The sequence below is a fragment of the Streptomyces sp. NPDC087300 genome (assembly GCF_044744425.1).
GTDB lineage: Bacteria > Actinomycetota > Actinomycetes > Streptomycetales > Streptomycetaceae > Streptomyces.
Genome location: NZ_JBIUYI010000004.1, coordinates 836,883 through 862,014 on the forward strand (window position 1 = coordinate 836,883; position 25,132 = coordinate 862,014).

A 25,132-nucleotide genomic window follows, 5' to 3' on the forward strand; every position below is an offset into this window, starting at 1 on the left:
GGGTCAGAGCTTGCGCGCGGTAATCAAGAGAGTGGTCGGCCACGGGCCGTGGCGAGCATCGTGGAAGTCCTGCGCTGAGGTGAGCCAGAGGCCGGCGCGGGCGAGGTGCTGTTCCCACCGCTGAGTGTCGAACTCCCACCGCACCAGTGGGAGCCGGGTGCGGTCGGGGAGAGTGACGTGGTCGCGGCGAGGACGATCGTCAATGGCGGGGCGCCGACCGCCGCGCTGGGGATGGGGGACGGTGAAGGCGAGGGTGCGGCCCGGTTTGAGGCGGTCGGCGACGGCAGGCAGGAGGAGGTTCGGCGGGACGAGGCCGACTGCGCCGAAGACCGAATAGATCGCGTCGAAGTGCTCGTTGGTCGCCTGGAGGTAATGAAGGGCGTGACCGGCGGCGAAGGTGAGGCCAGAGAGGCGGCCGTAGTGGGTGCGGGCTCGGCGGATCTGGATGCCGACGAGGTCGACGCCGGTGACGCGGGCGCCGCGGCGGGTGGCGAGGTGGGCGGCGTTGTGGCCGGGGCCGCAGCCGAGTTCGAGGATGCGACGGTGGGCGAGGTCGGTGCCGAGGATCTCCGCGCCGGGGCCGAGACCCGGGCGGGTGGTCCACTCCATCCGGGCGGGGACGGGGAGAGGTTCGGCGGGCGCGGTTGCGGTGCGTTGCAGGGCGTGGGCGTGCCAGGGAGAGGGCGCTGGTGCCGTGGGCATCTATACCTCCAGCAGGCGGAGGACGTCAGTGAGATGGCGGCGTACGACCTTGATGTACGCCGGGTCGGCGGCGGGGTCGTTGATCCAACGGATCGACTGCTCCATGAACCACTCCACGCTCCAGATGCGTTGCCACCCCAACGCCCATTGCTCAGCAGGGAGTTCACCGCGCCGAGCGAGAGCGTCGGGCGAGCCACCCGCAGCCACGTACTGCTCGATGAAGACGCGCAATCGGACGGGATCGGGGTTCTCGACGGTGCCGTGCCAACTGGCCAGGTCGAGCAGGCCGGGCCCGGTGAAGGCGCGGGCGAAGTCGAGCAGGCGCCAGGTGTTCCCGTTGCCGATGTGGAGGCTGGTGGGGTGAAACTCGGAGTGCACCCAGCCGAACGGGGCGAGAGTGGCGCCGGTCGCGCGGTGCGGTGCGGCTCGGGCGAGGAGGTCGAGGGCCTGCTCGATGTCATCGGTGTCCTCGGCTGCCCATCGGTCGGCTTTCCGCAGGGCGTGTAGGTGGTCGAGGGCGCGGGCCGGAAGGGTACGGAGCCGCTCTTCGTCGGTGAGAGAGAGCGCCGGTGCGGTGCGGGCGCCGTGCACGACGACCGCTGCCGCGGCACCGTCGAGGTCGTCGGCCTCGCGAGTCACGGGGCCGAGGTCTTCGAGGAGCATGCCGAGCCGGCCGTCGCGTACGGCGGAGGCGTACACCTTGGGCACGGGGATGCCGAGGGTGTGGGCGAGGCGCAGGGCCTGGTCCTCGCTGTCGAACGGGCGCTTGGCGTACTTGAAGATCGCGGTGGTGCGGTCGGGGAAGGTGACGCGTTCGACGCCGGACATAGACCACACCCGCACTGCTTCGCGAGTGGGGAGAGGCCGTCCTGTGGCGGTGCACAGGTTGTGGAGGAGTTCGGCGGTGAGGGACTCGTCCATGGGGAGTGCTCCTGGATTTCCTGTACGGGGATGAAGGCGTCCGGGGCGGGAGGAGTGCTGCGGTGGCATCCCGCCCCGGAGCCTCGTCGAAGGGCTACGCGGCCGGGTTACCGGTCACGCGGTGGGAGTAGACCTGCTCGATCCACCCAGCCTTGAACTGGGCAAGGTCATCACGGAAGTTGCCCATCGACGCACCGTAGGGCGCAACGACGCCGCCGGACTGGTCCGGCACGGACTGGCAGCCGTGGACCAGGCGCCCGCCGAGAGCGGCGTGGGCCTTGATGGACTCGATGCGGCGGTGCTCGTTGAACCAACCGCCGTGGTAGACCTCGTCGAGCAGGCCGCCCATGTCGACGTCCAGGTCGAAGACGACGGAGGTGGTGGCGGGGAAGAACCAACACGGGCCGACGTTGGAGATGTGTCCGTCCAGCTCGACCTTGTTCAGGGCCATGAGCGTGGCTGCCTCGCGCAGCATCCGCAGATGCTCGGCGGTGATCTGCGGCAGACCGAGCGAGGCAAGGTGCTCCTCGCGGAACAGGTAGGCGTACACCTCGTACGCCGTGGCCAAGACGGGTGCGGCGTCCGAGGTTGGGCGCGCGTGCTCCTTGATGAAGTCGAGCGCGAGCTGCTCGACCGCACTCTCGGTCGTCTCGTCCACGCCCAGCAGCTGCTCCTTGACCAGCTCCCAGTCGGCGACGAGCCAGGTGTTGGACTCGAAGCGGAAGAAGTACTCGGCCGGGTCGATGGTGATGCGCCAGCCGTCGACCTGGACGCCGGGCAGGCGGCTCCAGCGCTCGTCGAACGCCTCGGGCAGCACGACCGTGATGGCCGCGGTATCGATGGTGGTCACGGTGTCTCCGTCTCTCATCGGTTGGGTTCGGGCACAGGAATGCCCGAACCCGAAGCGGTCGTACGGAACTTGAGGCCGCCCGGACCAGGAAGGGGGAGCCTGGATCACGGTCGATCGGAACTTGGAACCGTTCCGGGCGGCTGATGATTAGTGAACCGGTCGTCACGCACAGTGGGTACGGTGTGAGGCGGCGGAAGCGGTATACGCGGTTTACAGCTCCTGATCGGGGGAGGTCGTGCCAACGCCCACCCAGCCCAACTCACACCTACGCGATGTAATCTCTGCCAGCGGCTGCACCTTCGACGTCTTGGCGAAGGACGTGCGCCGGATCGCCGCCGAGAACGGCGAGATCCTCCAGACCAACAAGTCCGCGATCTCCCACTGGGTTAACGGTGCCCGTGAGCCGAGCGGCCGCATGGGCCAGTACCTGGCCGAAGCCCTGTCCCGTCGTCTGGCACGCACAGTCACACCCACGGAGATCGGCCTGCGCGGCCAGACGGAGACGCCGACCGCCACCGCGAACCCTGATCCAGTCGTCGCCGCAACGGAGCTGGGCCGCGCCGACGTAGACCGCCGGCGCTTCCTGGCGATCGCGGCCTTCACCACCGCCGGGGTGGCGATGCCGCTCGCCTACGACCACGAGGCGACCTCCCGCATGCTCCGCGCCCGTACCGGGGGAGTCCTGGTCGGCGCCGAGGACGTCGACGTCGTACGCCAGATCACCACCGCGTTCAGCTCCGCTGACGAACGCCTAGGTGGCGGCCACGGCCTGACCACCGTCACCGCCTACCTCGCCGACACCGCAGCCCCCATGCTCCGAGCCCGCTTCCCGAACGAAGCCTTACGCCAAGCAGCCTTCGGCGCGGTCGCTGAACTCGCCTACCTGGCTGGCTGGAAGCACCACGATCTCGGCCAGGAAGGCGCCGCCCAGCGCTACTACCAGGTCGGCTACCAACTCGCCTGCGAGGCCGACCCACACGGCCACGCCGCCTGGATGATGCGCGCCCTCGCCCACCAGGCCCTCAGCCTCAAGCAGCCCCACCACTGCGTCGACCTCGTCGAAGGCGCGCTCACCCGCGGCCTCGGTCGTGTAGACGGCCAGACCGAAGCCCTCCTCCACATCACCCACGCCCGCGCATACGCCGCCATCGGCGAGAAGCCATCCGCCGCCCGCGCCCTCCTCGCTGCCGAGGACGCACTGCTCCGCGAGGATGACCCGCAGCCCAGCTACTCCCGCGTCAGCGGCCCAGCCGCCGGCACTGTGGCCAGCCACACGGCGCGCACCCTTACCGACCTCGCCGACCACCCTGGCACGGAGGTCCAACACAGAGCTGCACTCACCCGCTGGGACCCGGTCGAGTACAAGCGCGTCCACGCCCTGACCTACGCCGACCTGGGCGACAGCCTTGCTGCCCAGGCCCGTGCCGACGAGGCAATCGCCGCATGGTCGCAGTCCCTGACCCTGATGGAGGGCATGAGGTCGGACCGCACTCGCAAGGCCATCTCGTCCTTGCGCTCGCCCCTCGCGATCTACCAGCGCCGCAAGGTGCCAGGCGCGGTCCAGCTTGCCCACCGAGCCCGCGAGGCACTCGCCTAACATGCCCACCAACCAGGCCGACGAAGGGAACCCCGTGGCTGAGCCGACGACCGACGCCCGCCCTCAAGCCCTCAAGCCCGCACTTGACTCGATGACCCTGCTGGTCGCGGCCGTCATCGTCCACGACAAGGTCACCAACCGTGTCGTGCTGCTGCAGCGCAGCGAGAACGCGAAGTTCGCGCGCGGCATGTGGGATTTGCCCGTAGGTAAGAGCGAACCTGGCGAGCCGATCACCGAAACCGCAGTGCGTGAGCTCTATGAGGAGACCGGTCTGATGGTGAAGACCGAGTCCCTCAAGGTCGCCCACATCATCCATGGAGCATGGGGAGTTGAGGCCCCCAACGGCTTCCTTACCGTCGTCTTCGTAGCCCATGAATGGTCAGGCGAGCCTGAGAACCGCGAGCCGCGCAAACACGCTCGGGTTCGCTGGGTTGATGCCGACGCCATTCCCGAGGAGTTCGTGGACACCACCGCCAGTGCGCTCCACCGCTACCTGGATGGAGGCCCAGAGGTATCGCTGGACGGCTGGTCTGTGAAGAGGAACTAACTTCACCAGCTGCGGTGGCTACCGGCTTTTCACAGGTGAGCCAGGCTTTCACAACGCAAGGATGGCAGCTCGCCGACGACAGTTGATCTACCGATCAGCTGTGATGAGTCACCCTGGCAGACAGTCTTGACGTCCTGCGGGAGACGGGCAAGGAAAGCCGGCAGAGTCGAACCGACACCCACCTACTTTCGGCCATCTTGACGACAGTGTGGCGGAACCGCGTCTTCTGTCGCGCAGTAGGTAAATCTGCTTTTAACATGGGCGTCACTCTGCGGAGTCACCTTGGGGAGGGGACGCTCAGGATGAAGGTGCTGCGGCCAACGAAGCCGACGAGCGAGCAGCTCACGGTGATAACCAACTACAAACCCGGTGTATTTGTGGTGCGGGGTGCTGCGGGCAGCGGAAAGACCACAACGGCGTTGTACCGGTTGAAATTTACGGTGGGCTTTTGGAAGCGCCGCCACCAGACCGGATTCATCGACGGCCCCGTACGCGTCCTGGTTCTCACCTACAACCGGACCTTGCGCGGCTATATCGAGGCACTGACCGAGGAGCAGATCTCGGGCAACGACGTTCTGCTGACTACGTCGACTTTCGCCAAGTGGGCGTCTGACCGCGTCGCGCACGACGAAATTCTCAACGAGCGCGTTCGCAATGCCAAGGTGGGCGCCTTCGCAAGGGACCTCCCGCTGGCTAGCGACTTCGTGCGCTCCGAGGTCGACTACGTGCTCGGACGGTTCCAGCCGGACCAGTTGGATGCGTACATTGATTGCGACCGGCAAGGGCGTGGTCGCAGTCCCCGCATGCCTGCCTCGTTGCGCCGAAGACTGCTCGACGAGGTGATACGGCCTCTGCAGGAGTGGAAGAAGGAGCACCAGGTCTGGGATTGGGCAGATTTGGCCGCTGCCATGGCTGTACGCAGGGCCGACGATCCGTACCACGTCGTGGTGGTCGATGAAGCGCAGGACTTCTCTGCCAACCAGGTGCGGGCCATCTTGAATCACCTTACAGACGAGCACACCCTCACCTTCGTACTCGATGCCGCTCAGCGCATCTACCCCCAGCGGTTCACCTGGTCGGAGGTCGGTCTGTCGGTCGGGCCGCACAACAGCAAGCACCTGTCGAAGAACTTCCGTAACACTCGGCAGATTGCCGCTTTTGCCGCACCGCTGTTGCAGGAAGTGGAAACGACGGATGATTCGGCGATTCCTGACTTGTCTTCCTGTGAGGCGGAAGGCCCGAAGCCGCTGCTGGTTGAGGGCACCTTCACCCAGCAGATGGACTACGTCATCGGCTTCATCGACAGCTTGGGCCCGGACAACGACGAGTCCGTGGCCATCCTGCATGCCAAGGGCTGGTTCGGAGAAGTCAAGAACCGCCTGAACTCGGCGGGGCTGGCGTGGGTGGAACTCACCCGTAATGCGGACTGGCCCACGGGGCCGGTCAACGTGGCGCTGTCTACCATGCATTCCGTCAAGGGGCTGGAGTTCGACCATGTCGTCATCGTCGGCCTGAACAGCGAAGTCATGCCCCATGCTGCGGAGCCTGGCGACAGCGAGCGAGATGCCCACCTGCGCCTGCTTGCTATGTCCGCCGGTCGCGCCCGCAAGACGCTCACAGTCACGTACAAGCCCTCCGAAGTCAGCGACCTCATCGCCTGTATGGACCCTGACACCTACGAGGTGAAGACCGCATGACGGGCACCATTCCTCCCGTTAAGCACGAGGAGGAAGACTCGGAGGCGATAGGGACCCTCATCCACGATCGGAAGATCGTCGAATTGGTGCATTTCACCACTAACCGCGGTCTACTCGGCATCCTCGTGGAACAGCTGTGCAAGGCTCGGGCTCTGCTCGATCAGGACAAATACCTGGAGAGCATCTACCACGCCAACACTCGGCTCCGGTGGGAAGACGCGAGGTACCAGCGCTGCGTCAACCTCAGCATCAGCGAACCCAACCACCGGTTCCTGCGTAAGAGCAGCGATGACTGGTGGGCCAATGAGGATCTCTTCTGGGCTGTCCTCAGCTTTGATCCCGTCATCATGACCCACCCTGGCGTACTCTTCGCGCCCAGCAACATGGCCTACCAGGGGATCGTGCCGGTCGAAGGCGCACGTGCAGCTGAAGCACTCTTTGCTTCTAGCGTCCCCTATGGCTTCGGCAAAACGATGCAGCGCCGACAGAAACAGCCTCACCAACCCACCAACCCCCAGGCCGAGGTGCTCTACCCCGAAGCAGTCCCCACCCGCTACCTGCAACGGATCTACGTCGTCACCGAGGACGATGCGGCCAAAGCCAATGCCATTGTCAGTGCCAGCGCACATGATGAGGTCGACATCATCGTCGACCCAGCTTCGTTCGGCAGGTAAAGGACTACGGTGAACGCCATGCAATGGCAGGCAGTACGCGCCTCCGCACAGTGGGCGGCGTATGGAGACGCGCTCGGCTTCATCTCTGAACTCACCGACATTGACGGGGTGCGGCGCCGTATCGGACACGAGACGGTATCAACCACTGTGCCCTGGAAACGGCGCGTGGGAGGTCGCTTCGGCCGCGACATGCCGCTGCCAGCTGGTGCCTACTCCGATGACACCCAGCTGCGCTTGGCCACCTCCCGGGCGATTCGCGGCAACGGTGAATTCGACGTTGACGCCTTCGCCAAGGTCGAACTAGTCGCATGGCAGGCATACGCCCTCGGCGCCGGGCGCGGCACCAAGGCGGCAGCCACCGGTCTGATGCGGGTCGACGCCAAGTGGTCGCAGAACATCTTCGCGACCAAAGCCGCTCGTTACACCGACATCGGCGGTAACGGGGCCGCCATGCGTATCCAGCCCCACGTGTGGTCCGCCCGCGATCTTACCGACTGGGACCGCATCACCCGCGACGTTGTTCGCAACGCCGTCAGCACCCACGGGCATCCCCGCGGCATCCTCGGTGCCGTACTGCACGCTTTGCTCCTTGCCCATGCTCTAGAGACCAACTCGATCCCCGGTCCCGATCACTGGCGAACCACGATCGACTGGCTGGAGCACGTTCCCGACATCATCGACAAGGACGACGAACTTGCTTATCTCTGGCTGCCCTCATGGGCTCAGGCTGCCGGCGGCGATTTCCGTGCGGCCGCCGTCACAGTCGCCGCAGAATGCCGCGCCGGCCTAGAGGCATTTGACCCGGCTTCGCCGCTAGCCCCCGACAGCTACAGTCACCTTGTAGAGCGTCTTGGAGGCTTTCATAGCGAAACCAGAGGGTCAGGCACGATCACTACCCTGCTTGCCGCCATGCTTGCCTTCGGCCGCCAAGACAGTCCCGAGGAAGGCATTCGGCTCGCCGCAAATACCCTCGGTTCTGACACCGACACCATCGCCACCATGGCTGGTGCCCTTTTGGGTGCCGTCACCGGTACGCCCGCTCCTGGCGTCGTGCAAGACGACCAGTACATCGATCGCGAGTCCAGGCGCTTGTGGGAGATCTCCCAGGGTGGTGAAGCAGCTACCTTCGCCTATCCTGATCTGCTTCTTTGGAGCCCCCCCAAAGCCGCTCTCGACCTGGTCGGCCGTACCGACGCAGGGCCCGCTTTGGCAGGGCTAGGACTTCTCAAGGCTGGTGCGCCGGCGCACAGTAGCCAGGCCACGTACGTCTGGGGAACCCTGCCTTTCGGGCAAAGCGTCTTGGTCCGAGCCCGAGAAGAGCTTCGGCCATTCAATGCGAGTCTGCTTCCTCCGGAGAGGCGACAGCGCGCCCGACGAGCGGAGGACGTCGTGCGAGAGCAACCAGCACTCTTCGATACTGCCGAACCGCGCTCAGGGGCATCTTCTGCCCCGCGATCACGCGTCGAGGGTGCGTTGGCTGATGAACACCCCCGTCCCGCACCACCCCTTGACGAACTAGTCCAGGACTTGGCCCGCAGGGGATACCCCCCTGAGGAAGTGGGCCGCGTATTGCTCAATCTCGCTAAGAGCGGCCGATACGGCGTAGAACGTGCTGCAGTCTTCGCAGGCTTGCTGGCGCGCACCTATCAGGAGTAGGTCACGGTGATGGCTAGGGGTGATGCAGGCGACGCAGGAATCTCATGCGTGAGTGGACTGCGTACCACCCGTTGGAACGAGTGGCACGCTTTGACGTGATACGAGTTCCTGACCAGGGAAAGCGGGCCGTTGTGAACTAGGAACACCGCCCGACTGACCTTGCTGGCTCTAGCAATGCGTAGGTCTCGGTGGAGCCACCCAAGTACGAATGAGGCCACCACTCCATCCGGTGTGGTGGCCTCACTGTTGCTGACGCTACGTCAGGAGATCGGTCCGGCGGTGCACACGCGGTGCACAAGAGGGCGGAAACCAAGCAGCAACAGCGAGCACTGCCGAGCAGTGTTTTCGCAGGTCACCACATGTTCCCCGAAAGCCTCCCAGGTCACCCGGACCCGATCTTTAGATGTCGAAGTAAAGCTCGAACTCATGCGGGTGCGGCCGCAGCTGAATGGGAGCGATCTCGTTCGTGCGCTTGTAGTCGATCCACGTCTCGATCAGGTCGGACGTGAAGACGCCGCCCGCCTGGAGGTACTCGTTGTCCGCCTCCAGGGCGTCGAGGACCGCGGGGAGGGAGGTCGGGACCTGGGCGACGCCCGCGTGCTCCTCGGGGGCCAGCTCGTAGAGGTCCTTGTCGATCGGCTCCGGCGGCTCGATCTTGTTCTTGACGCCGTCGAGGCCCGCGAGGAGCAGCGCCGAGAAGGCCAGGTACGGGTTCGAGGACGGGTCCGGCGCGCGGAACTCGACGCGCTTGGCCTTCGGGTTCGAGCCCGTGATCGGGATGCGCATGGCCGCCGAGCGGTTGCGCTGCGAGTAGACCATGTTGACCGGGGCCTCGAAGCCGGGGACCAGGCGGTGGTAGGAGTTCACGGTGGGGTTCGTGAACGCCAGGAGCGAGGGGGCGTGCTTGAGGATGCCGCCGATGTAGTAGCGCGCCATGTCCGAGAGGCCCGCGTAGCCCTGCTCGTCGTAGAAGAGCGGGTCGCCGCCGGCCCAGAGGGACTGGTGGACGTGCATGCCCGAGCCGTTGTCGCCGAAGATCGGCTTCGGCATGAAGGTCGCGGTCTTCTCGTTGCGCCAGGCGACGTTCTTCACGATGTACTTGAAGAGCATCAGGTCGTCGGCCGCGGCGAGCAGCGTGTTGAACTTGTAGTTGATCTCCGCCTGGCCGGCCGTGCCGACCTCGTGGTGCTGGCGCTCGACCTGGAGGCCGTTCTTGTCCAGTTCGAGGGAGATCTCGGCGCGGAGGTCGGCGAAGTGGTCGACCGGCGGGGCCGGGAAGTAACCGCCCTTGTAGCGGACCTTGTAGCCGCGGTTGTTCTCGACCGCACCGGTGTTCCAGGCGCCGGCCTCGGAGTCGATGTGGTAGAAGCTCTCGTTCGCCGACGTCTGGAAGCGGACGTTGTCGAAGACGTAGAACTCCGCCTCCGGGCCGAAGTAGGCCGTGTCGGCGATGCCGGTGGAGGCCAGGTACGCCTCCGCCTTCTTCGCCACGTTGCGCGGGTCACGGCTGTACTGCTCGCCCGTGATCGGGTCGTGGATGAAGAAGTTGATGTTGACGGTCTTGTCGCGGCGGAACGGGTCGACCCGGGCCGTCGACAGGTCCGCGCGCAGCGCCATGTCGGACTCGTGGATGGCCTGGAAGCCACGGATCGACGAACCGTCGAAGGCCAGCTCCTCGTCCGGGTCGAACGCCGCCGCCGGAATCGTGAAGTGCTGCATGACACCGGGCAGGTCGCAGAATCGGACGTCGATGAACTTGACGTCCTCGTCCGCGATGTACTTCTTCGCGTCGTCGGCGTTCTGGAACAACATCCAACTCCTCCTACTCCCGTCCGGGGCGGGACGGGGTCACGGCTCTTGGTGCGGCCAGTGCGGTGGCACACGCTGGGACCCGACCATAAGGACGGGGGATTTCTCAAGCATGACCCATTTGTTTCGCCGAAGTTAACCGACCCGCGTCGCTGCGGCACGTCACGGCGCGGTGGTGGCCCTGTGACGTACGCCGCGCCGCGAGCCCGCCGTGCCCCCGCTGCGAACCCACCGCGCCCCCCGCTGCGAAGCCGCCGCGAACCCGCCACGACCCCGCCCGTCCCCGTACGAAAACGGGCGCAGTACCGTGGACGGGTGGACAACAGGCAAGCAATCGGATCGTGGCTGTCAGGCCCGCGCGCGGCCGCGGAGGACGCCGGTGTCGACTTCGGGTACCGGGGCGAGCAACTCGGCCTGCCGGAGGAGGGGCCGGGCTCGATCGCCCGTCCCGGCCGCCGCATCGGCGCCATCGCCGTGGACTGGGGCCTGTGCATGGTCATCTCGTACGGCCTGTTCGCCCGCGGCGACCAGCAGGCGATGGGCAACTGGGCCCTCGGCATCTTCTTCGTGATGAGCGTGCTCACCGTCGGCACGATCGGCGCGACGCCCGGCAAGGCGCTCTTCCGGCTGCGCGTCGTCGCCGAGGGCGGCGACCGGCTCGGCTTCGGCCGCGTCCTGCTCCGCAGCGTGCTGCTGTGCGTCGCCGTCCCGGCCCTCATCTGGGACCGCGACGGCCGCGGCCTGCACGACCGCCTCGCCCGCGCCGTCCAGATCCGGATCTGAGCGTCGGAGAGCGGCGAGCGGCCAACCACGTACGACGAGGCCGCATACGACGAGGGCCCCGGAACCGATCGGTTCCGGGGCCCTCGTCGTACGTGGTCAGGAAGCTGGGAAGACGTGGACGGCGACTACTTCATCTTCGGGCCGCCGCGCGGCATCCGAGCGCCCTTGGGCATCGGGCCCTTCGGGAGCGGCATGTTCGACATGAGGTCGCCCATCGCGCGCAGCCGGTCGTTGGTCGCGGTGACCTGCGGGCCGGTGAGCACGCGGGGGAGCTTCAGGAGCGTGGTGCGCAGCTTCTTCAGCGAGACCGTGTCGTCCGTGGTGCCGACGATGACGTCGTGCACCGGGACGTCCGCGACGATGCGCGCCATCTTCTTCTTCTCGGCGGCCAGCAGGCCCTTGACCCGGTTCGGGTTGCCCTCGGCCACCAGCACGATGCCCGCCTTGCCGACGGTGCGGTGCACCACGTCCTGGCTGCGGTTCATCGCGATCGCCGGGGTCGTCGTCCAGCCGCGGCCGATCTTGTCGAGCACCGCGGCCGCCGCGCCGGGCTGGCCCTCCATCTGCCCGAAGGCGGCCCGCTCGGCCCTGCGTCCGAAGACGATCGCCATCGCGAGGAAGGCGAGCAGGAAGCCGAGAATGCCCAGGTAGATCGGGTGACCGAGCCAGAAGCCGATCGCGAGGAAGACACCAAAGGTGACGATTCCCACAGCCGCGATGATGAGGCCGATCTTCGAGTCGGCCCGCCGGGTCATCTTGTAGGTGAGGGCAATCTGCTTGAGTCGCCCTGGTTCCGCGGCCGAAGCCGCCGCGGTGGTTTCCTTCCTCGCCATGCTGTGAGTCTACGTGCCCCCGGTACCGACTACGACGTGCGGGTTGTCACGGCCTCTTCAAGCACGCGCTGCGCCTCGACCCGGTCCTTGGCGCGGCGCCGGTCCTCGAGCACGGAAGTCCAGGCGTTGCGGCGTGCGGTGCGCTGGCCGCCGCTCATGAGCAGCGACTCGACGGCGCGCAGGGCGTCGGTGACGGACGGGATGGCGGTGGCGCGTACGGGCGCGGCCTGCATGATGGGCCCTCCTGGGGAGCGGCTCGGGTGGGGGGAGCGGCTATGGGTAAGGCTGTACGTGCGGTAGTACCAGGGTCACTGATTGGTGTTACCAGGGCGTGACCGACCGGTCAAACACCGATGAAACCTTGACGCGACGGCCCAAAACACTGACGCGGCCCGTACGGTCCCGTTCACCTGCGGGGATCGTACGGGCCGCGTCATTACGGCCACTACTGGTTGGTAGGTGCTTGTGCGCCGATTCACACAGTGGGTGTCCGCCCGGCATGTGCCAGGCGGATGCCTCCGTCGGACGGCCTGTGTGACGCGGACGGCTCGTGAAGCTCAGACCGCCTGCGAGGCGACGTACGCACCGCGCTTCTCGATCGCCATCTGGTAGAGACGGCCCGCGCGGTACGAGGAGCGGACCAGCGGCCCGGACATCACGCCGGAGAAGCCGATCTGCTCGGCCTCGTCCTTCAGCTCCACGAACTCGGCGGGCTTCACCCAGCGCTCCACGGGGTGGTGGCGCGGCGTGGGCCGCAGGTACTGGGTGATGGTGATGAGCTCCGTGCCCGCCTCGTGCAGCTGGCGCAGCGCCTCGCTGACCTCTTCGCGGGTCTCGCCCATGCCGAGGATCAGGTTGGACTTGGTGACCAGGCCGGCCTCGCGGGCCTTGGTGATGACCTCGAGCGAGCGCTCGTAGCGGAAGCCGGGGCGGATCCGCTTGAAGATCCGCGGCACCGTCTCCACGTTGTGCCCGAGGACCTCGGGGCGGGACGAGAAGACCTCGGCCAGCTGGTCGGGGTCCGCGTTGAAGTCGGGGATGAGCAGCTCGACCTTGGTGTAGCCCTCGGCGCGCTCCGCCGTCATGGCGTGGATCTGGCGCACGGTCTCCGCGTACAGCCAGGCGCCGCCGTCCTCCAGGTCGTCGCGGGCGACGCCGGTGATCGTGGCGTAGTTCAGGTCCATCGTGACGACGGACTCGCCGACGCGGCGCGGCTCGTCGCGGTCGAGGGCCTGCGGCTTGCCGGTGTCGATCTGGCAGAAGTCACAGCGCCGCGTGCACTGGTCGCCGCCGATGAGGAACGTGGCCTCGCGGTCTTCCCAGCACTCGTAGATGTTCGGACAGCCCGCCTCCTGGCAGACCGTGTGCAGACCCTCGCTCTTCACGAGCTTCTGCAGGGCGTTGTACTCGGGGCCCATTTTCGCCCGGGTCTTGATCCACTCGGGCTTGCGCTCGATGGGGGTCTGGGCGTTCCGGACCTCCAGGCGCAGCATCTTGCGTCCGTCGGGTGCGACTGCGGACACATCGGCTCCCTATTAGCTGGCGTATCTTCGATTCTGCGGCGCACACCAGGGTACGCCCGTGATGTCGTTGGCCTTACTTGTGGCCAACCTCTGGCCAAGGGGGTGCATTCCCCCGGGCCCGGCCCCGCCCTAGACGGTGGCCTTCTCGACCGGGCGCGGCTTGAGCTCCGCGTTCTCCAGTACGTCCCGCAGGTGCCGCTCGGCGACGGGCAGCACGTCCGCGATGGTGATCTCCCGGTCCAGCTCGTACGAGAGGGAGGTCACGCCCGCGTCGCGGATGCCGCACGGGATGATCCGGTCGAACCAGGTGTTGTCCGGATTCACGTTGAACGCGAAGCCGTGCATCGTGACGCCCTTGGCGACGCGGATGCCGATCGCGGCGATCTTGCGGTCCTCGCGGCGCTGGCCCGCGTTGGACGGGGCGTACTCGGGACCGTTGAACCGGGCGTCGAACTCGTCGTCCTGGAGGCGCGGGTCGAAGTCCAGGGACAGGCCGCCGAGGGCCGGACGCCGCTCCACCGGGTCACCGAGCACCCAGACGCCGCTGCGGCCCTCGACGCGCGAGGTCTCCAGGCCGAACTCCGCACACGTACGGATAAGTGCCTCCTCCAGGCGGCGCACATGTGCTACGACGTCCACCGGACGCGGCAGCTTCTGGATCGGATAGCCGACCAGCTGACCCGGGCCGTGCCAGGTGATCTTGCCGCCGCGGTCCACGTCGACGACGGGCGTGCCGTCCAGCGGGCGCTCGCTGTCCTCGGTGCGGCGGCCCGCCGTGTAGACCGGCGGGTGCTCCAGGAGCAGGCAGGTGTCGGGGACCTCGTCGGCGAAGCGGGCGGCGTGCACGCGGCGCTGCTCGTCCCACGCCTCTTGGTACTCGACGGCGTCCGGGCCGAAGCCCAGCCGGACGAACCGAAACTCACTCACGGCAGGTGCCTCCCTGAACGTTCACCGTGCACACATCGCGCCTCTGCCACTGTACGGGCCCCCTCCGGCGGCAACTCAGGCCCGGGTTCCTCACACGATCGGATGAATGGTGCGCGAAGGGCCCGGAGAGGGCCCCGATGGCCGCTACATTCGCGCCGTTCACGAGGCCATAAGGGCTGCTCAAGGCAGGCCCGGAAGGCAGGAGACCGCACAGCCGATGACGGAACGACCCCCGCAGCGAACCCCCAACCGCCAGCTAGCCGCGCTCATCTCGGAAGCCGGGTTCTCCAATGCGGGCCTCGCGCGCCGCGTCGACCAGCTCGGGCTCGAGCACGGCCTCGACCTGCGCTACGACAAGACGTCCGTGACCCGATGGCTGCGCGGTCAGCAACCAAGAGGCACCACGCCCGCGCTGATCGCCGAGGTCTTCACACGGCGGCTCGGGCGACGCCTGTCCGCACAGGACCTCGGCCTCGACGCGTGCGCCCCGGTCTACGCGGGCCTGGAGTTCGCGGCGTCCCCCGAGGAGGCGGTCGACATCGTCGGCGGCCTCTGGCGCAAGGACTCCGGCAGCCACGCGGAACTCCGGAAGATCGCGTTCACCCCGGCCGGCCTCGTCGTGCCGAGCAGAGACTGGCTGATCGGCAGGGCCGACGAGCGCGTGGGACGCGGCGAGGGCGACTCGCGCGTGCCGGTCCAGGGGCGCCCCGTCGTACCCCGCCAGCGGCAGGGGCCCGAGCGCGGTCCCGGGCAGCGGGTCACCAGCGGTGACATCGCGGCGCTGCGGGCCGTCGGGGAACTCTTCCGCGCCCTCGACCACGCCTACGGCGGCGGGCACGCCCGGCAGGCCCTGGTGCGCTATCTGGAGCACGAGGCCGAGCCGATGCTGCGCGGCACCTACGGCGAGCAGGCCGGGCGGCGGCTCTTCGCGGCCGCCGCCGATCTGACCCGGCTCGCGGGCTGGACCTCGTACGACATCGTGGCGCACGGCCTCGCCCAGCGGTACTACGTCCAGGCGCTGCGCCTCTCGCAGGCCGCGGGCGACCGTGCGTACGGCTCGTACGTCCTGGTCACCATGAGCCGCCAGGCCGTCTATCTCGGGCACGGGCGCGAGGCCGTCCAGCTGGCCCGCGTCGCCCAGCAGGGCGTCGGCTCGTCGGCGCCGCCCGTCGTCCAGGCCCTGCTGTACGCGGCGGAGGCGCGCGGGCACGGGGTGCTCGGGGAGGTGCGGGCCTGCACGGCGTCCCTGGTGCGGGCCGAGCGCTCGCTCGAAGCGGCGCGGCCCGGCGACGAAGTGCCGCACTGGGCGCGGTTCTTCGACGAGGCCCAGCTCGCGGACGAGTTCGGGCACAGCTACCGCGATCTCCAGCAGTACCGCGCGGCCGCCCAGTACGCCGAGCGCTCGCTCCAGCTGCGCGCGCCCGCCTTCGCGCGCAGCCGGCTGTTCTGCCGGGTGGTGCTCGCCAGCGCGCGGCTCGGGCTCGGCGAGCTGGAGCAGGCCTGCCAGCTGGGCGCCGAGGCGGCGCAGGCCGCGGGCGAGATGCGGTCGGCGCGGGCCCACGAGTACGTGCGGGACTTCGAGCGGCGTCTGGAGCCGTACCGGGACGCGGCGCCCGTGCGGGGTTACCGCGACCGGGTCGCGGCCTTCGGATAGGCCCGCGCCGGACGCCGTCGCGGCGGGACTCTCCGCCCGCCGCGACGGAGGCCCTCACCTCAGGCGCCGGACCTCCCCGGGGGACAGCGCCTCGTCCCACGTGACGAGGTCGTCCACGTCGCCCCGCAGGCTCGCCTTCTCCGTGCCGATGGAGCGCAGGGGGAGCGGGATCGAGGCGTCGATCGCGCCGATCCGCTCGCCGTCGGCGTACAGGACCGTGTGTCCCGGCGTCGCCACCCAGGTCAGCCGCGTCCAGCGGTCGAGCGGCAGCGTGTGCTCGAAGCTGTGGTCGGCCGCGCCGTAGCGCGTGAAGCCGACCTTGCCGGTGCCGTGCTGCATCAGCTTCAGGGCGCCTGCTTTGGAGCTGAGCAGCACCTGGTCGGGGGTGCGCGCCGAGGCGCGGACCCGCACCGAGACCGTCCAGGGCTCGGCGACGTCCAGGCCCCCGAAGCCCACGCCGTCCCGGTCGGAGTCGAACCGCCAGGCCCGGCCGTGCACGCCGGGCACGGGCGTGGGGTTGTCGATGATGTACGACGTGCCGGACAGGCCGCCCGCCACGTCCTTCGCGAGGAGGGTGTTGCCGGGGCTGCCCGCGTACGTCCAGCCGCTCGGGTACGAGGCGTCGGCGAAGGTCCAGTGGTGGCTGGGGCGGCCCTGGACGCGGGGCGGCACGGGCGCGGGTGTCGTCCCCGGGGGGTCGCCGACGCGGGCGGCGCGGGCCCGGAAGTCGGCGAGCGTGTCCGGGGTCGCGGACCTGTTCCAGGCGCGGTCGGCGAGGATCGCGCGGGCGCCCGCCATGTGCTGCTCGAAGTAGCCGTCGTCGGCCCAGAAGTTGTAGTCGGCCCAGTTGGTGACGCCCGCGCCGAGCATGTCGGGCGCGGTGCTCGGCGCCCAACCGTCGTACATCCAGGGCTCGTCCGGGTACGTGTGGTGGTAGTTGTTCGGGGTGTCGTAGAACGGGCCGATGGCGATCTCGTCGTGGCCGGGGACGGCGGGTTCGGCGCCGGTGCCCTCCCAGGCGAGGAAGACGACGGGGAAGTGCACCTGCTGCTGGGGCGCGTCCAGGTGCTCGGAGCCGTTGTAGACGGCGGTGCGCTTGCCGTGCGAAGTGACCACGTCGTCCAGGGTGTTGATGTAGCGGTTGAGCAGATCGCCGAGCGTGCTGACGTCCGGGGACGCGGCCAGGTGGTCCTGCACGCGCGGGCACTGGGCGAGCTGTCCCGGCACCTCCTCCGCGCCGATCGAGAACAGCGGCGCGTCGAACCAGCCCGCGAACTCGTCGACGATCTCCTTCGACTTCTCGACCGCCCGCTCGCTGGTCATGTCGATGATCCAGTCGGGCGTGAGGTGGGAGTGGGTGTGCGCGCCCGTACAGGGGTTCTCGCCGGAGCCGAAGCCGATGCCGAAGGCCTCGCTGATCACGGTGGCGTGGCCGGGGAGTTCCAGGCCGGGCATCAGCTGGACGTGGTGGCGGGCGGCGAAGGCCTTCAGGTGCTCGATGTCGGCGCGGCTGTAGCTGTGCTCCGGGTCGGCGAGGCCGGGGAACCTCGGGCTGTCCAGGCGGAAGCCCTCGGACTCGGAGAGGTGCAGGAGCAGCGTGTTGAGCTTCTGGTCGCCCATCCTGCGGATCAGGTTCTCCAGGTACGGGATCCGCCAGTACTTGCGGCCCGCGTCGAGGTGGACCATGCGGATCCGCTGCGCGGGGCGGTCCGTCGCCGTGGCGCGCGGCACCTCACGGTGGTCGTCGGCGGTGGCGCGCAGGAGCTGGAGCAGGGTGCGGGTGCCGTAGTAGAGGCCGTGCGTGGAGGCGGCCTCGATACGGACGGGGCCGCGGCTGTCGAAGCGGTAGCCCTCGGCGCCGAGGGGGCCCTCGCCGTCGGGGGCGCCCTGGTCGGTGAGGGTCAGGACGATGTCGCCCGCCGCCGGGCGGCCGCCGCTCGTGAGGCGTGGCGTGACGCCGGTGACCTGCCCGATCTCCGTACGCAGCCGGGTGGCGAGCTGCCGTACCGACTGCCGTGCCGGGCCCGGGAGTTCGGCGCGTCCGGCGGGCAGGGCGGTGGCGGACGCGGTGCGCGGGTCGATGAGGACGCGGGTGCGGCGGGTGAGCGAGGTGTTCCCGTCGAGCGCGTGCCACTCGGTGGGGCGGGGGATGACGGACGGCGGGGCGGACGGTTCCGCCGCCCCCGCGGGTCCCTCGCGGGGGCCGTCGGCGTGGGCGGTGGGCAAGGCTAGAGCTCCCATGAATAGGCCGAGGATGAGCGATACCACCGGCAAGGTGCGACGCACGTCGGTCCTCCCGCTGCTTGGCGATTCCGGGGGACGGTAACCGTGTACTACCCATGTGGCAAGGGAAGTTGCAGAGGTGGGCGGGGTCCGTGGGGACCGGTGTGCGGTGGCCGGGGCAAGGGGAAAGCCCCCGCGTGGGGGGCGCGGGGGCTTCCGGGGGAGCGGGACAGAGGTCGGATGGATCAGGCGGCCGCGGGCAGCGACTCAGGGGCGTACGCCGTGGTGATGCCGAAGTCCGTGAGCGCGGCGTGCGCGGCGCGGCGGCCCGAGTGCAGTGCGCCCTGCACCGTGCTGGTGTCCCGGTGGTCGCCGCACACGTAGAGCCCAGCGAGCAGCCGCACGGGACGGCGGACGTCGTGCGGGGGCGGCATCGCGGGCACGGCCTCGCGGGTGTGGTGCACGGCGAGCAGTTCCCAGCGGTCGGTCGGGGTGCCGTACAGATCGGCGAGGTGGGTGAGGACGGCGCGCTGGTCGGGCGGCGGGCCGAGCACCGTCGAGGAGATGAGCACGCGGTCGGCGGGGGCGCGCGAGGGGTCGACCTGGCTGACCACCGCCGTGTGGGCGACCGGGCCCGCGCGGTCCGCGTCCAGGAGCAGCCCGGCTCCTTCGAGGGGCGGCTCGGGCGCGGTGTGGTGCACCACGGTCACCTCGTGGAAGGGCGGTACGCGCAGGCCGGGCAGGAGTTCGGCGGCGGCGCGGGCGTCGGTGGCGAGCAGGACGGCGCGGCAGCCGATCTCGCCGTGCGCCGCGGTGGTCACGGAGGACGTGGAGACGGAGGTGACGCGGACGCCGGTGCGGACCGTGCCGGGTGGCAGGGCGGCGGCGAGCAGCTCGGGCAGCACCTCGGCGCCGCCCTCGGGCAGGCAGAGGCGGCCGCGCGCGAACGCGTGCAGCGCGAGGTCCGCGCAGCGGCTCGACGTGCTCAGGCCGGGGTCGCAGAGCAGCGCGGAGAGCAGGGGGCGCAGGAATCCCTGGATGGTGCGGGCGGGCAGGCCGCGGGCGGACAGGGCGTCTCCGGCGGGGAGTTCGGGGCGGGACAGGAGGCGTTCCACGGGGGTCGCGGCGAGGCGGGCGAGGGCGGCGGCCAGGCGGGCCTGGTCGAGGGGGCCACCCAGGGGGGTGGGGCGGGACGGGGGGCGCAGCGCTGTGCGGGGTGCCAGGCGCGGTGCCAGGCGGGGGGCTGCGCGCGGGCCGGCCGTGCGGGGGCCGCGGGGGCCGCGGGGGGCGCTCGCGAGGGCGCGCGCTGTGCTGAGTGCGCCCCTTGCGCTCCGGGCCGGAAGGGGCTCCGCCGCGCGGTGGTGGCGGCCGTCGCTGTGCACGAGGAGGCCGGGGGAGAAGGGGCGCAGGACGAGTGAGTCGAGGCCCGGGGTGCGGCGGAGTTCCGGATACGAGGTGGTGAGCAGTTGCCCGATCCTGTCGAGCCGGAAGCCGTCCAGCTTCTCGGTCGACATGCGGCCGCCGACGCAGGGAGCGGCCTCCAGGACGACGGTCGTGACACCGGCGCTGGTCAGCCGGTGTGCGGCCGAGAGCCCCGCGGCCCCGGCCCCCACGATGACGACATCAGCATGGTGCGCAGGCTCTAGCACGTGCCCCTCCAGAGGTCGCGCGGGCTTGTGGGGGCCTGATGCCCCCAACTGGGCTCCGGAATCCACGAGTTCGGGTCGAGGGTAGGAGCGGGGGCGGTCGGGGGCAGTCGCGCATGGACCGGGCACGGTCGCACGGTGGTCGCACGGTGCCTGTGCAGGCGGCTGGGGCGGGGTTCGCTCTGGTCGTCCGTGGGGCGGGGCCGCGGGGGTATGTCCGTCCTCGCTATCCCGGTGAGCCGTCGTGGTCATGCACCTCGGCTCGTGGCTGCTTGTGCTCCGGGCGGACATACCGCCGCGTCCCCTCGGGTCTCGCTCACGGCTGCGGGCCGGTGGGGCCTGTCGCGCCTCGGGTGCGTCGTGGGGCGGGGCCGCGGCGGTATGTCCGTCCTCGCTATCCCGGTGAGCCGTCGTGGTCATGCACCTCGGTACGCGGCCACTTGTGCTCCGGGCAGACATACCGCCACGTCCCCTCGGGCCGTCTCGCGGCTGCGGGCCGGGCGCGGGTTCCGTCGCCGTGCCGCCCCGTGCAGCAGGGCACGCTCGCGGCTGCGGCCCGGCACCGCCATCCCTGTCACCTGCGCCGCTGAACCGAATGAAGAAGCCCGCCGCCTCCCCCACCCCAACGCGCCGTCGCGCCGGACGCAGGGTGTTCCCGCCGTGGGCAATCGTGCCGCTGGGGCGGCACGGGTGGGCACGGCACCACGGTGCCGAGGGGAGGGGACAGCGGCACAAGTACGGGGGCGGTCGGTGGGGTCAGCGGAGGGCCGCTCGGAGGGTTTCCTCGATGGTGGGGAAAGCGAAGGAGAAGCCCGACTCCAGGAGGCGGGACGGCAGTACGCGTTGGCTGCCGAGCACGTCGTCCGCCATTTCTCCGAGCACCACGCGCAGCACCGGCGCCGGTGCCGTGAAGAGCGTGGGCCTGTGCAGCACCCGGCCCATCGCCGCCGTCACCTCACGATTGGTGAGCGGGTCGGGGGCCGTCAGGTTCACCGGGCCCGACAGTGAGGGACTGTCGATGAGGTGCCGGAGCGCGGCCACCTCGTCGTGCAGGGAGATGTAGCTCCAGTACTGCCTGCCGTCCCCGAGGCGCCCGCCAAGGCCCGCCTTGAAGAGCGGGAAGAGCCGGCCCCAGGCCCCGCCGCCCCGGCCCACCACCAGACCGTTGCGCGCCACCACGGTCCGTACGCCCGCCTCCCGCGCCGCACCCGTGGCCTCCTCCCACTCCACGCACAGCGACGGCAGGAAGCCGTCACCGGCGGGGGCGCTCTCGTCGACCGCGCGGTCCCCGGTGTCCCCGTAGTAGCCGATCGCGCTCGCGTTCACGAACACCTCGGGCCGTTCGTCCTCGTCGAGCGAGGCGAGCGCCGAGGCGAGCGCCGTCGTGCCGAGCACCCTGCTGTCGCGCAGCTCCCGCTTGTACGCGTCCGTCCAGCGGCGGTCACCGATGCCCGCGCCCGCGAGATTGACGACCGCGGTGCACCCGGCGAGCCCGGCCGTGTCCACCCGCCCCTGCTTGGGGGCCCAGCGCACCTCGTCCTTCGCGCGGGGCGCCCTGCGCACGAGGCGCACCACCTCGTGTCCGTCCTCGGCCAGGGAGCGGGTCAGCGCCGTACCGATGAGCCCGGAGGCGCCGGCCACGGCGACGCGGGACCGTGTGGTTTCCATGGGCCCATCCTGCCCGCAAAAACGGCCGTGAGGCGTGCGGTGGCCGCCGTACAGTGGCGCCATGCCGGACATGCACATACGCACCGCCCTGCCCGAGGACGACGACGCCCTCGCCCGCCTCGACCGCGCCACCTGGTCCACGCTGCACGCGGTCCAGCCGCGCCCCCAGCCGCCGTACGACCCCTTCTTCAACGACCGTTTCGGCCCGCGCGACCACCTGGTCGCCGAGGTGGCGGGGCGGATCGTCGGCTATGTGAAGCTCGGCTATCCGACGCCGCTGCTGGTCAACGCGCACGTCCGGCAGATCCAGGGCTTCGTCGTCGCGGAGGAGCTGCGCGGCCGGGGCATCGGCAAGCGGCTCATCAGGGCGGCCATGGACGAGGCCCGCAGACAGGGCGCGCTCCGCATCACGCTGCGCGTCCTCGGGCACAACACCCCGGCCCGTGCGCTCTACGAAGCGGAGGGTTTCGTGACCGAGGGCGTCCTGCCCGGCGAGTTCCTGCTCGACGGCGCGTACGTCGACGACGTCCTCATGGGCCGCCCCCTCTGACCGGGGGGGGGCACCGCACCCGACGGACCGGCCCGGGGTGCGGTGTGCCGCCCGCCGTAGGAGCGTGAAGAGATGATCAGGGCTGCGGCCAGACGGCGCGAGGCGGACCAGCGCGACTGGCTGTTGCGCGGTACCCCGCCGCCGCCCTGGGTGCGCTGGCCCCCGCCGCTGCTCCTCCTGGCGATCGTCCTCATCCAGCTGGTCACCCCGAAGACGGTGGACCTGAGCTTCCTGGTCGCCGCCGTGCCGCCGCTGGCCGCCCTGTCGTACGGCCCCGCCGCCACCGCGATCCTCAGCGGCTTCGTGGTCATACTGCTCTCGCTGCCGGGCTTCGGCCTCGGCCACCCCGGCACCAGCGACGAGCTGACGATCAGCTTCATCGCGCTGCTCAGTGTGGTCTTCGCCTGGGTGCGCAGCCGCCGCGAGGCCCAGCTCGTCACGGTCCGCACGGTCGCGGAGGCGGCCCAGTTCGCGGTCCTGCCACCGCTGCCGGAGCGGGTCGGCAGGGTGGGCTGCGCGGGTCTGTACGAGGCGGCGCAGCACGAGTCGCTCGTCGGCGGCGACTTCTTCGACGTCCGCAGGGGGCCCACCGGGGTGCGGGCGGTGGTCGGCGACGTGCAGGGGCACGGGCTCGCCGCGGTCGGCACGGTCGCCGCGCTGCTCGGCGCGTTCCGCGAGGCGGTCCTCGACAAGCACGACCTGGAGGGCGTCGCCGCCCGCCTCGACCGCAGGCTCGTGGTGGACTCGGCGGCCGACGAGCACGCCGAGCTGTTCGCGACGGCGGTGCTCCTGGAATTCCCCGACGACGCCTCCGTCGTACGGGTCGTCTCCTGCGGTCACCCGCCCCCGCTGCTGCTGCGCGGCTCCGAGGTCACCGAGCTCGCGCTGCCCGCGGGCACCCCGCTGGGCCTCGGCCTCGCGGGCCTCGCGCCGCCCGAACAGCTCACCGTGCCGCTGCTCACCGGCGATCTGCTGCTGGCCCCGACCGACGGCGTGAGCGAGGCGCGGGACGCGACCGGCACGTTCTATCCGCTGCCCGACCGCCTCGCCTCGATGCTCAAGGCGGACGCCGCGCTCCTGGACGACCCGCAGGCCCTCACGGAGCGGGTCTGGTCGGACGTGGTGGGCTACGCGGGCAGCGTGCGGGACGACGTGACGATGATGGTGTTCGCGCCGGATCCGGTGCCGGAGCCCGGCGTCGCGGGCGGTGGCGCCACCGCGGTGCCGGGGGATTCCTAGTAGGCGGAGGGTCCCTGTCAGGCGGAGGTCTCCGGGCCGGGCCGTGCCGCCGAGCCCTTCGCCCGCGTCAACAGCCGCATCCCGCCCATCAGTTCCCGCAGGCACCGCACCGCGAGGTCCGCGGGGGAGCCGGGCCCCGTGACGTCCGCGTCCGACTCCGCCCAGGTCTCCAGGGCGATCCGGATCGCGTCCGTCGCCGCTGCCGCCGCCAGGCGGATCTCCAGGGCGGGCGCTCCGGGGCCCGCGACGGCGGCCACCACGGGGCGCAGCCGCTCCTCGGACTCCTGGTTCACGCGGTACCAGACCGCCCGCAGCGCCGGGTCGTCCTGCGCGGCGCGCAGCAGGCCGCGGGCCTGGCGCAGGCCGTCCGCCGCGGCCGGGTCCCGGGCGGCGAGCGCCTCCGCGATCGCCGCCTCCAGGGCCTTCGGCAGCCCGGCGCCCGGCTCGCTCGCGGCGAGCAGCGCGCGCCACCGCTCCCCGCCGACGGCGAGCAGCGGACCCACCGCGTCCTGCTTGGTGCGGAAGTACCGGTAGAAGGTGCGCAGCGCGACCCCGGCCCGGTGCGCGATCGCCTCGGCCGTCGTGCCGTCGGTGCCGTGCTCGGTGAAGAGCGCGGCCGCGGCGTGCGCGATCTCCAGCTGGGTGGCCAGCTTGCGGCGCTCGGTGAGGGAGAGGGGCGGGGCCGGCGACTGGGTGCTCACCCGTCGAAGAGTACGCCGCCCGAGCCAGATGGGCATGTCTAGCCGTAGTGGCACATTGTGCCACCCAGGCGTACCGTGTAACCGAAGGCAAGATCGCGAGAGTGGAGAACGCCATGAGCGCCATGCAGACCCTGAACCGCTACGAAGGCCGCCGCGCCCTGGTCACCGGCGGCGGCTCCGGCATCGGGCAGGCCACCGTGCTGCGGATGCTGGCCGAGGGCGGCGGCGTCGTCGCCGCCGACGTCAGCGAGGACGGTCTGAAGGACACCGCCGCCAAGGCCGGTGCCGACGCGGCGCGCCTGACCACCGTCGTCGTGAACATCGCCGACGAGGCCTCGGTCCGCGCGGGCGTCGCCGCCGCCGTCGAGGCCCTCGGCGGCCTGGACGTCCTGGTGAACGCCGCCGGCATCCTGCGCTCCTCGCACACCCACGAGACCACCCTCGACGCCTTCAACCAGGTCATCGGGGTCAACCTCACCGGCACCTTCCTGATGATCCGCGAGTCCCTCCCCGCACTCCTTGCGGGCAACGGCTCGGCGGTGGTCAACTTCAGCTCCACCTCGGCGATGTTCGCCCACCCGTACATGGCGGCCTACGCGGCGAGCAAGGGCGGCATCCAGTCCATGACGCACGCGCTGGCCAGTGAGTACGGCAAGCAGGGCGTCCGCTTCACCGCCGTGCAGCCCGGATCCATCTCCTCCGGCATGACCGACGGCTCCGGCGCCAGCAGGCAGAGCGTGGGCCCCGGCCTGCCCGAGGACGCCGACATGAGCCTGTTCGTGAAGCTCGCGCCCGCGCTCGGCCAGGGCTTCGCGGGCCCGGAGACCGTCGCCTCCGTCGTCGCCATGCTCGCCTCGGACGACGGCCGCTTCATCACCGGCACCGAGGTCCGCGTCGACGGCGGCACCCACTTCTGAGCCTCGGAGGCCACG

General features: G+C 70.1%; 22 protein-coding genes. 10 read left to right on the top strand and 12 right to left on the bottom strand.

Annotated elements, in window-relative coordinates; translation table 11 throughout:
• Window positions 1-3: 3 nt before the first annotated feature.
• From ACIO9J_RS19505 to ACIO9J_RS19515, 3 genes are all read right to left on the bottom strand, one after another.
• Window positions 4-702, bottom strand: coding sequence for a class I SAM-dependent methyltransferase (locus ACIO9J_RS19505; protein ID WP_402000553.1), 699 nt, complete (start codon window positions 700-702; stop codon window positions 4-6).
• Window positions 703-1,623 (bottom strand): aminoglycoside phosphotransferase family protein, encoded by a 921-nt coding sequence (locus ACIO9J_RS19510; protein WP_402000556.1) that lies wholly within the window; start codon window positions 1,621-1,623, stop codon window positions 703-705. It lies immediately after the preceding gene.
• A gap of 94 nt (window positions 1,624-1,717) precedes the next feature.
• Window positions 1,718-2,473 carry a hypothetical protein gene (locus ACIO9J_RS19515; RefSeq protein ID WP_402000559.1) on the bottom strand — a complete coding sequence of 252 codons (756 nt, stop codon included), beginning with the start codon at window positions 2,471-2,473 and terminating at the stop codon, window positions 1,718-1,720.
• A gap of 235 nt (window positions 2,474-2,708) precedes the next feature.
• Between ACIO9J_RS19515 and ACIO9J_RS19520 the strand changes: the two genes are divergently transcribed.
• The 5 genes from ACIO9J_RS19520 (at window position 2,709) to ACIO9J_RS19540 (ending at window position 8,644) form a co-directional block, all read left to right on the top strand.
• Complete coding sequence (locus tag ACIO9J_RS19520) at window positions 2,709-4,070, top strand: tetratricopeptide repeat protein (RefSeq protein WP_402000562.1); 1,362 nt, start codon at window positions 2,709-2,711, stop codon at window positions 4,068-4,070.
• A gap of 1 nt (window position 4,071) precedes the next feature.
• Window positions 4,072-4,617, top strand: coding sequence for an NUDIX domain-containing protein (locus tag ACIO9J_RS19525; RefSeq protein ID WP_402000564.1), 546 nt, complete (start codon window positions 4,072-4,074; stop codon window positions 4,615-4,617).
• Between the two features lie 302 nt (window positions 4,618-4,919).
• On the top strand, window positions 4,920-6,314 hold the full coding sequence (locus ACIO9J_RS19530; protein WP_402000567.1) for a 3'-5' exonuclease: 1,395 nt from the start codon (window positions 4,920-4,922) through the stop codon (window positions 6,312-6,314).
• A complete protein-coding gene (locus ACIO9J_RS19535) occupies window positions 6,311-6,988 on the top strand; it encodes a DarT ssDNA thymidine ADP-ribosyltransferase family protein (protein WP_402000570.1) in 678 nt (225 codons plus the stop codon). Before ACIO9J_RS19530 ends, ACIO9J_RS19535 begins: the two co-directional genes overlap by 4 nt.
• 18 nt (window positions 6,989-7,006) lie before the next feature.
• Complete coding sequence (locus ACIO9J_RS19540; protein WP_402001133.1) at window positions 7,007-8,644, top strand: ADP-ribosylglycohydrolase family protein; 1,638 nt, start codon at window positions 7,007-7,009, stop codon at window positions 8,642-8,644.
• Between the two features lie 399 nt (window positions 8,645-9,043).
• On the opposite strand, the gene glnA is transcribed toward ACIO9J_RS19540, so the two are convergent.
• On the bottom strand, window positions 9,044-10,453 hold the full coding sequence (gene glnA / locus ACIO9J_RS19545; protein ID WP_402001136.1) for a type I glutamate--ammonia ligase: 1,410 nt from the start codon (window positions 10,451-10,453) through the stop codon (window positions 9,044-9,046).
• Window positions 10,454-10,768: 315 nt separating this feature from the next.
• Between glnA and ACIO9J_RS19550 the strand changes: the two genes are divergently transcribed.
• Window positions 10,769-11,236, top strand: a complete 468-nt coding sequence (locus tag ACIO9J_RS19550; protein WP_402000573.1) for an RDD family protein — start codon at window positions 10,769-10,771, stop codon at window positions 11,234-11,236.
• Window positions 11,237-11,361: 125 nt separating this feature from the next.
• Here ACIO9J_RS19550 and ACIO9J_RS19555 read toward each other — a convergent pair whose 3' ends face one another.
• The 4 genes from ACIO9J_RS19555 to lipB all read right to left on the bottom strand — a co-directional run bounded on the left by ACIO9J_RS19555 (window position 11,362) and on the right by lipB (window position 14,519).
• Window positions 11,362-12,069: a DUF4191 domain-containing protein gene (locus tag ACIO9J_RS19555; protein ID WP_402000576.1), complete on the bottom strand. Its 708-nt coding sequence runs from the start codon at window positions 12,067-12,069 to the stop codon at window positions 11,362-11,364.
• 29 nt (window positions 12,070-12,098) lie between these two features.
• Window positions 12,099-12,302 (bottom strand): hypothetical protein, encoded by a 204-nt coding sequence (locus ACIO9J_RS19560; protein ID WP_055545136.1) that lies wholly within the window; start codon window positions 12,300-12,302, stop codon window positions 12,099-12,101.
• Between the two features lie 324 nt (window positions 12,303-12,626).
• Window positions 12,627-13,592 (bottom strand): lipoyl synthase, encoded by a 966-nt coding sequence (locus ACIO9J_RS19565; RefSeq protein WP_402000580.1) that lies wholly within the window; start codon window positions 13,590-13,592, stop codon window positions 12,627-12,629.
• 129 nt (window positions 13,593-13,721) lie between these two features.
• The gene (lipB, locus tag ACIO9J_RS19570; RefSeq protein WP_402000583.1) at window positions 13,722-14,519 is read right to left on the bottom strand and encodes a lipoyl(octanoyl) transferase LipB; all 798 of its coding nucleotides are present in this window, start codon (window positions 14,517-14,519) and stop codon (window positions 13,722-13,724) included.
• 217 nt (window positions 14,520-14,736) lie between these two features.
• Here lipB and ACIO9J_RS19575 point away from each other — a divergent pair, with 217 nt between their 5' ends.
• Window positions 14,737-16,173, top strand: coding sequence for a regulator (locus ACIO9J_RS19575; RefSeq protein ID WP_402000586.1), 1,437 nt, complete (start codon window positions 14,737-14,739; stop codon window positions 16,171-16,173).
• 54 nt (window positions 16,174-16,227) lie between these two features.
• Here the strand turns inward: ACIO9J_RS19575 and ACIO9J_RS19580 are convergent, their stop codons facing one another.
• The 3 genes from ACIO9J_RS19580 to ACIO9J_RS19590 form a co-directional block, all read right to left on the bottom strand.
• Window positions 16,228-18,399, bottom strand: coding sequence for a family 20 glycosylhydrolase (locus tag ACIO9J_RS19580; protein WP_402000588.1), 2,172 nt, complete (start codon window positions 18,397-18,399; stop codon window positions 16,228-16,230).
• A 242-nt stretch (window positions 18,400-18,641) separates the two neighbouring features.
• Entirely contained in the window at window positions 18,642-20,045 is a 1,404-nt protein-coding gene (locus ACIO9J_RS19585; protein WP_402000591.1) for an NAD(P)/FAD-dependent oxidoreductase, read from the bottom strand.
• A gap of 753 nt (window positions 20,046-20,798) precedes the next feature.
• On the bottom strand, window positions 20,799-21,710 hold the full coding sequence (locus tag ACIO9J_RS19590; protein WP_402000593.1) for a TIGR01777 family oxidoreductase: 912 nt from the start codon (window positions 21,708-21,710) through the stop codon (window positions 20,799-20,801).
• A gap of 61 nt (window positions 21,711-21,771) precedes the next feature.
• Between ACIO9J_RS19590 and ACIO9J_RS19595 the strand changes: the two genes are divergently transcribed.
• Entirely contained in the window at window positions 21,772-22,260 is a 489-nt protein-coding gene (locus tag ACIO9J_RS19595) for a GNAT family N-acetyltransferase (protein WP_402000596.1), read from the top strand.
• A gap of 72 nt (window positions 22,261-22,332) precedes the next feature.
• Entirely contained in the window at window positions 22,333-23,499 is a 1,167-nt protein-coding gene (locus ACIO9J_RS19600; protein ID WP_402000599.1) for a PP2C family protein-serine/threonine phosphatase, read from the top strand.
• A gap of 17 nt (window positions 23,500-23,516) precedes the next feature.
• On the opposite strand, the gene ACIO9J_RS19605 is transcribed toward ACIO9J_RS19600, so the two are convergent.
• A complete protein-coding gene (locus ACIO9J_RS19605; protein ID WP_402000601.1) occupies window positions 23,517-24,200 on the bottom strand; it encodes a TetR family transcriptional regulator in 684 nt (227 codons plus the stop codon).
• Window positions 24,201-24,322: 122 nt separating this feature from the next.
• Here ACIO9J_RS19605 and ACIO9J_RS19610 point away from each other — a divergent pair, with 122 nt between their 5' ends.
• On the top strand, window positions 24,323-25,117 hold the full coding sequence (locus ACIO9J_RS19610) for an SDR family NAD(P)-dependent oxidoreductase (protein ID WP_402001139.1): 795 nt from the start codon (window positions 24,323-24,325) through the stop codon (window positions 25,115-25,117).
• The last annotated feature ends 15 nt before the right edge of the window (window positions 25,118-25,132 follow it).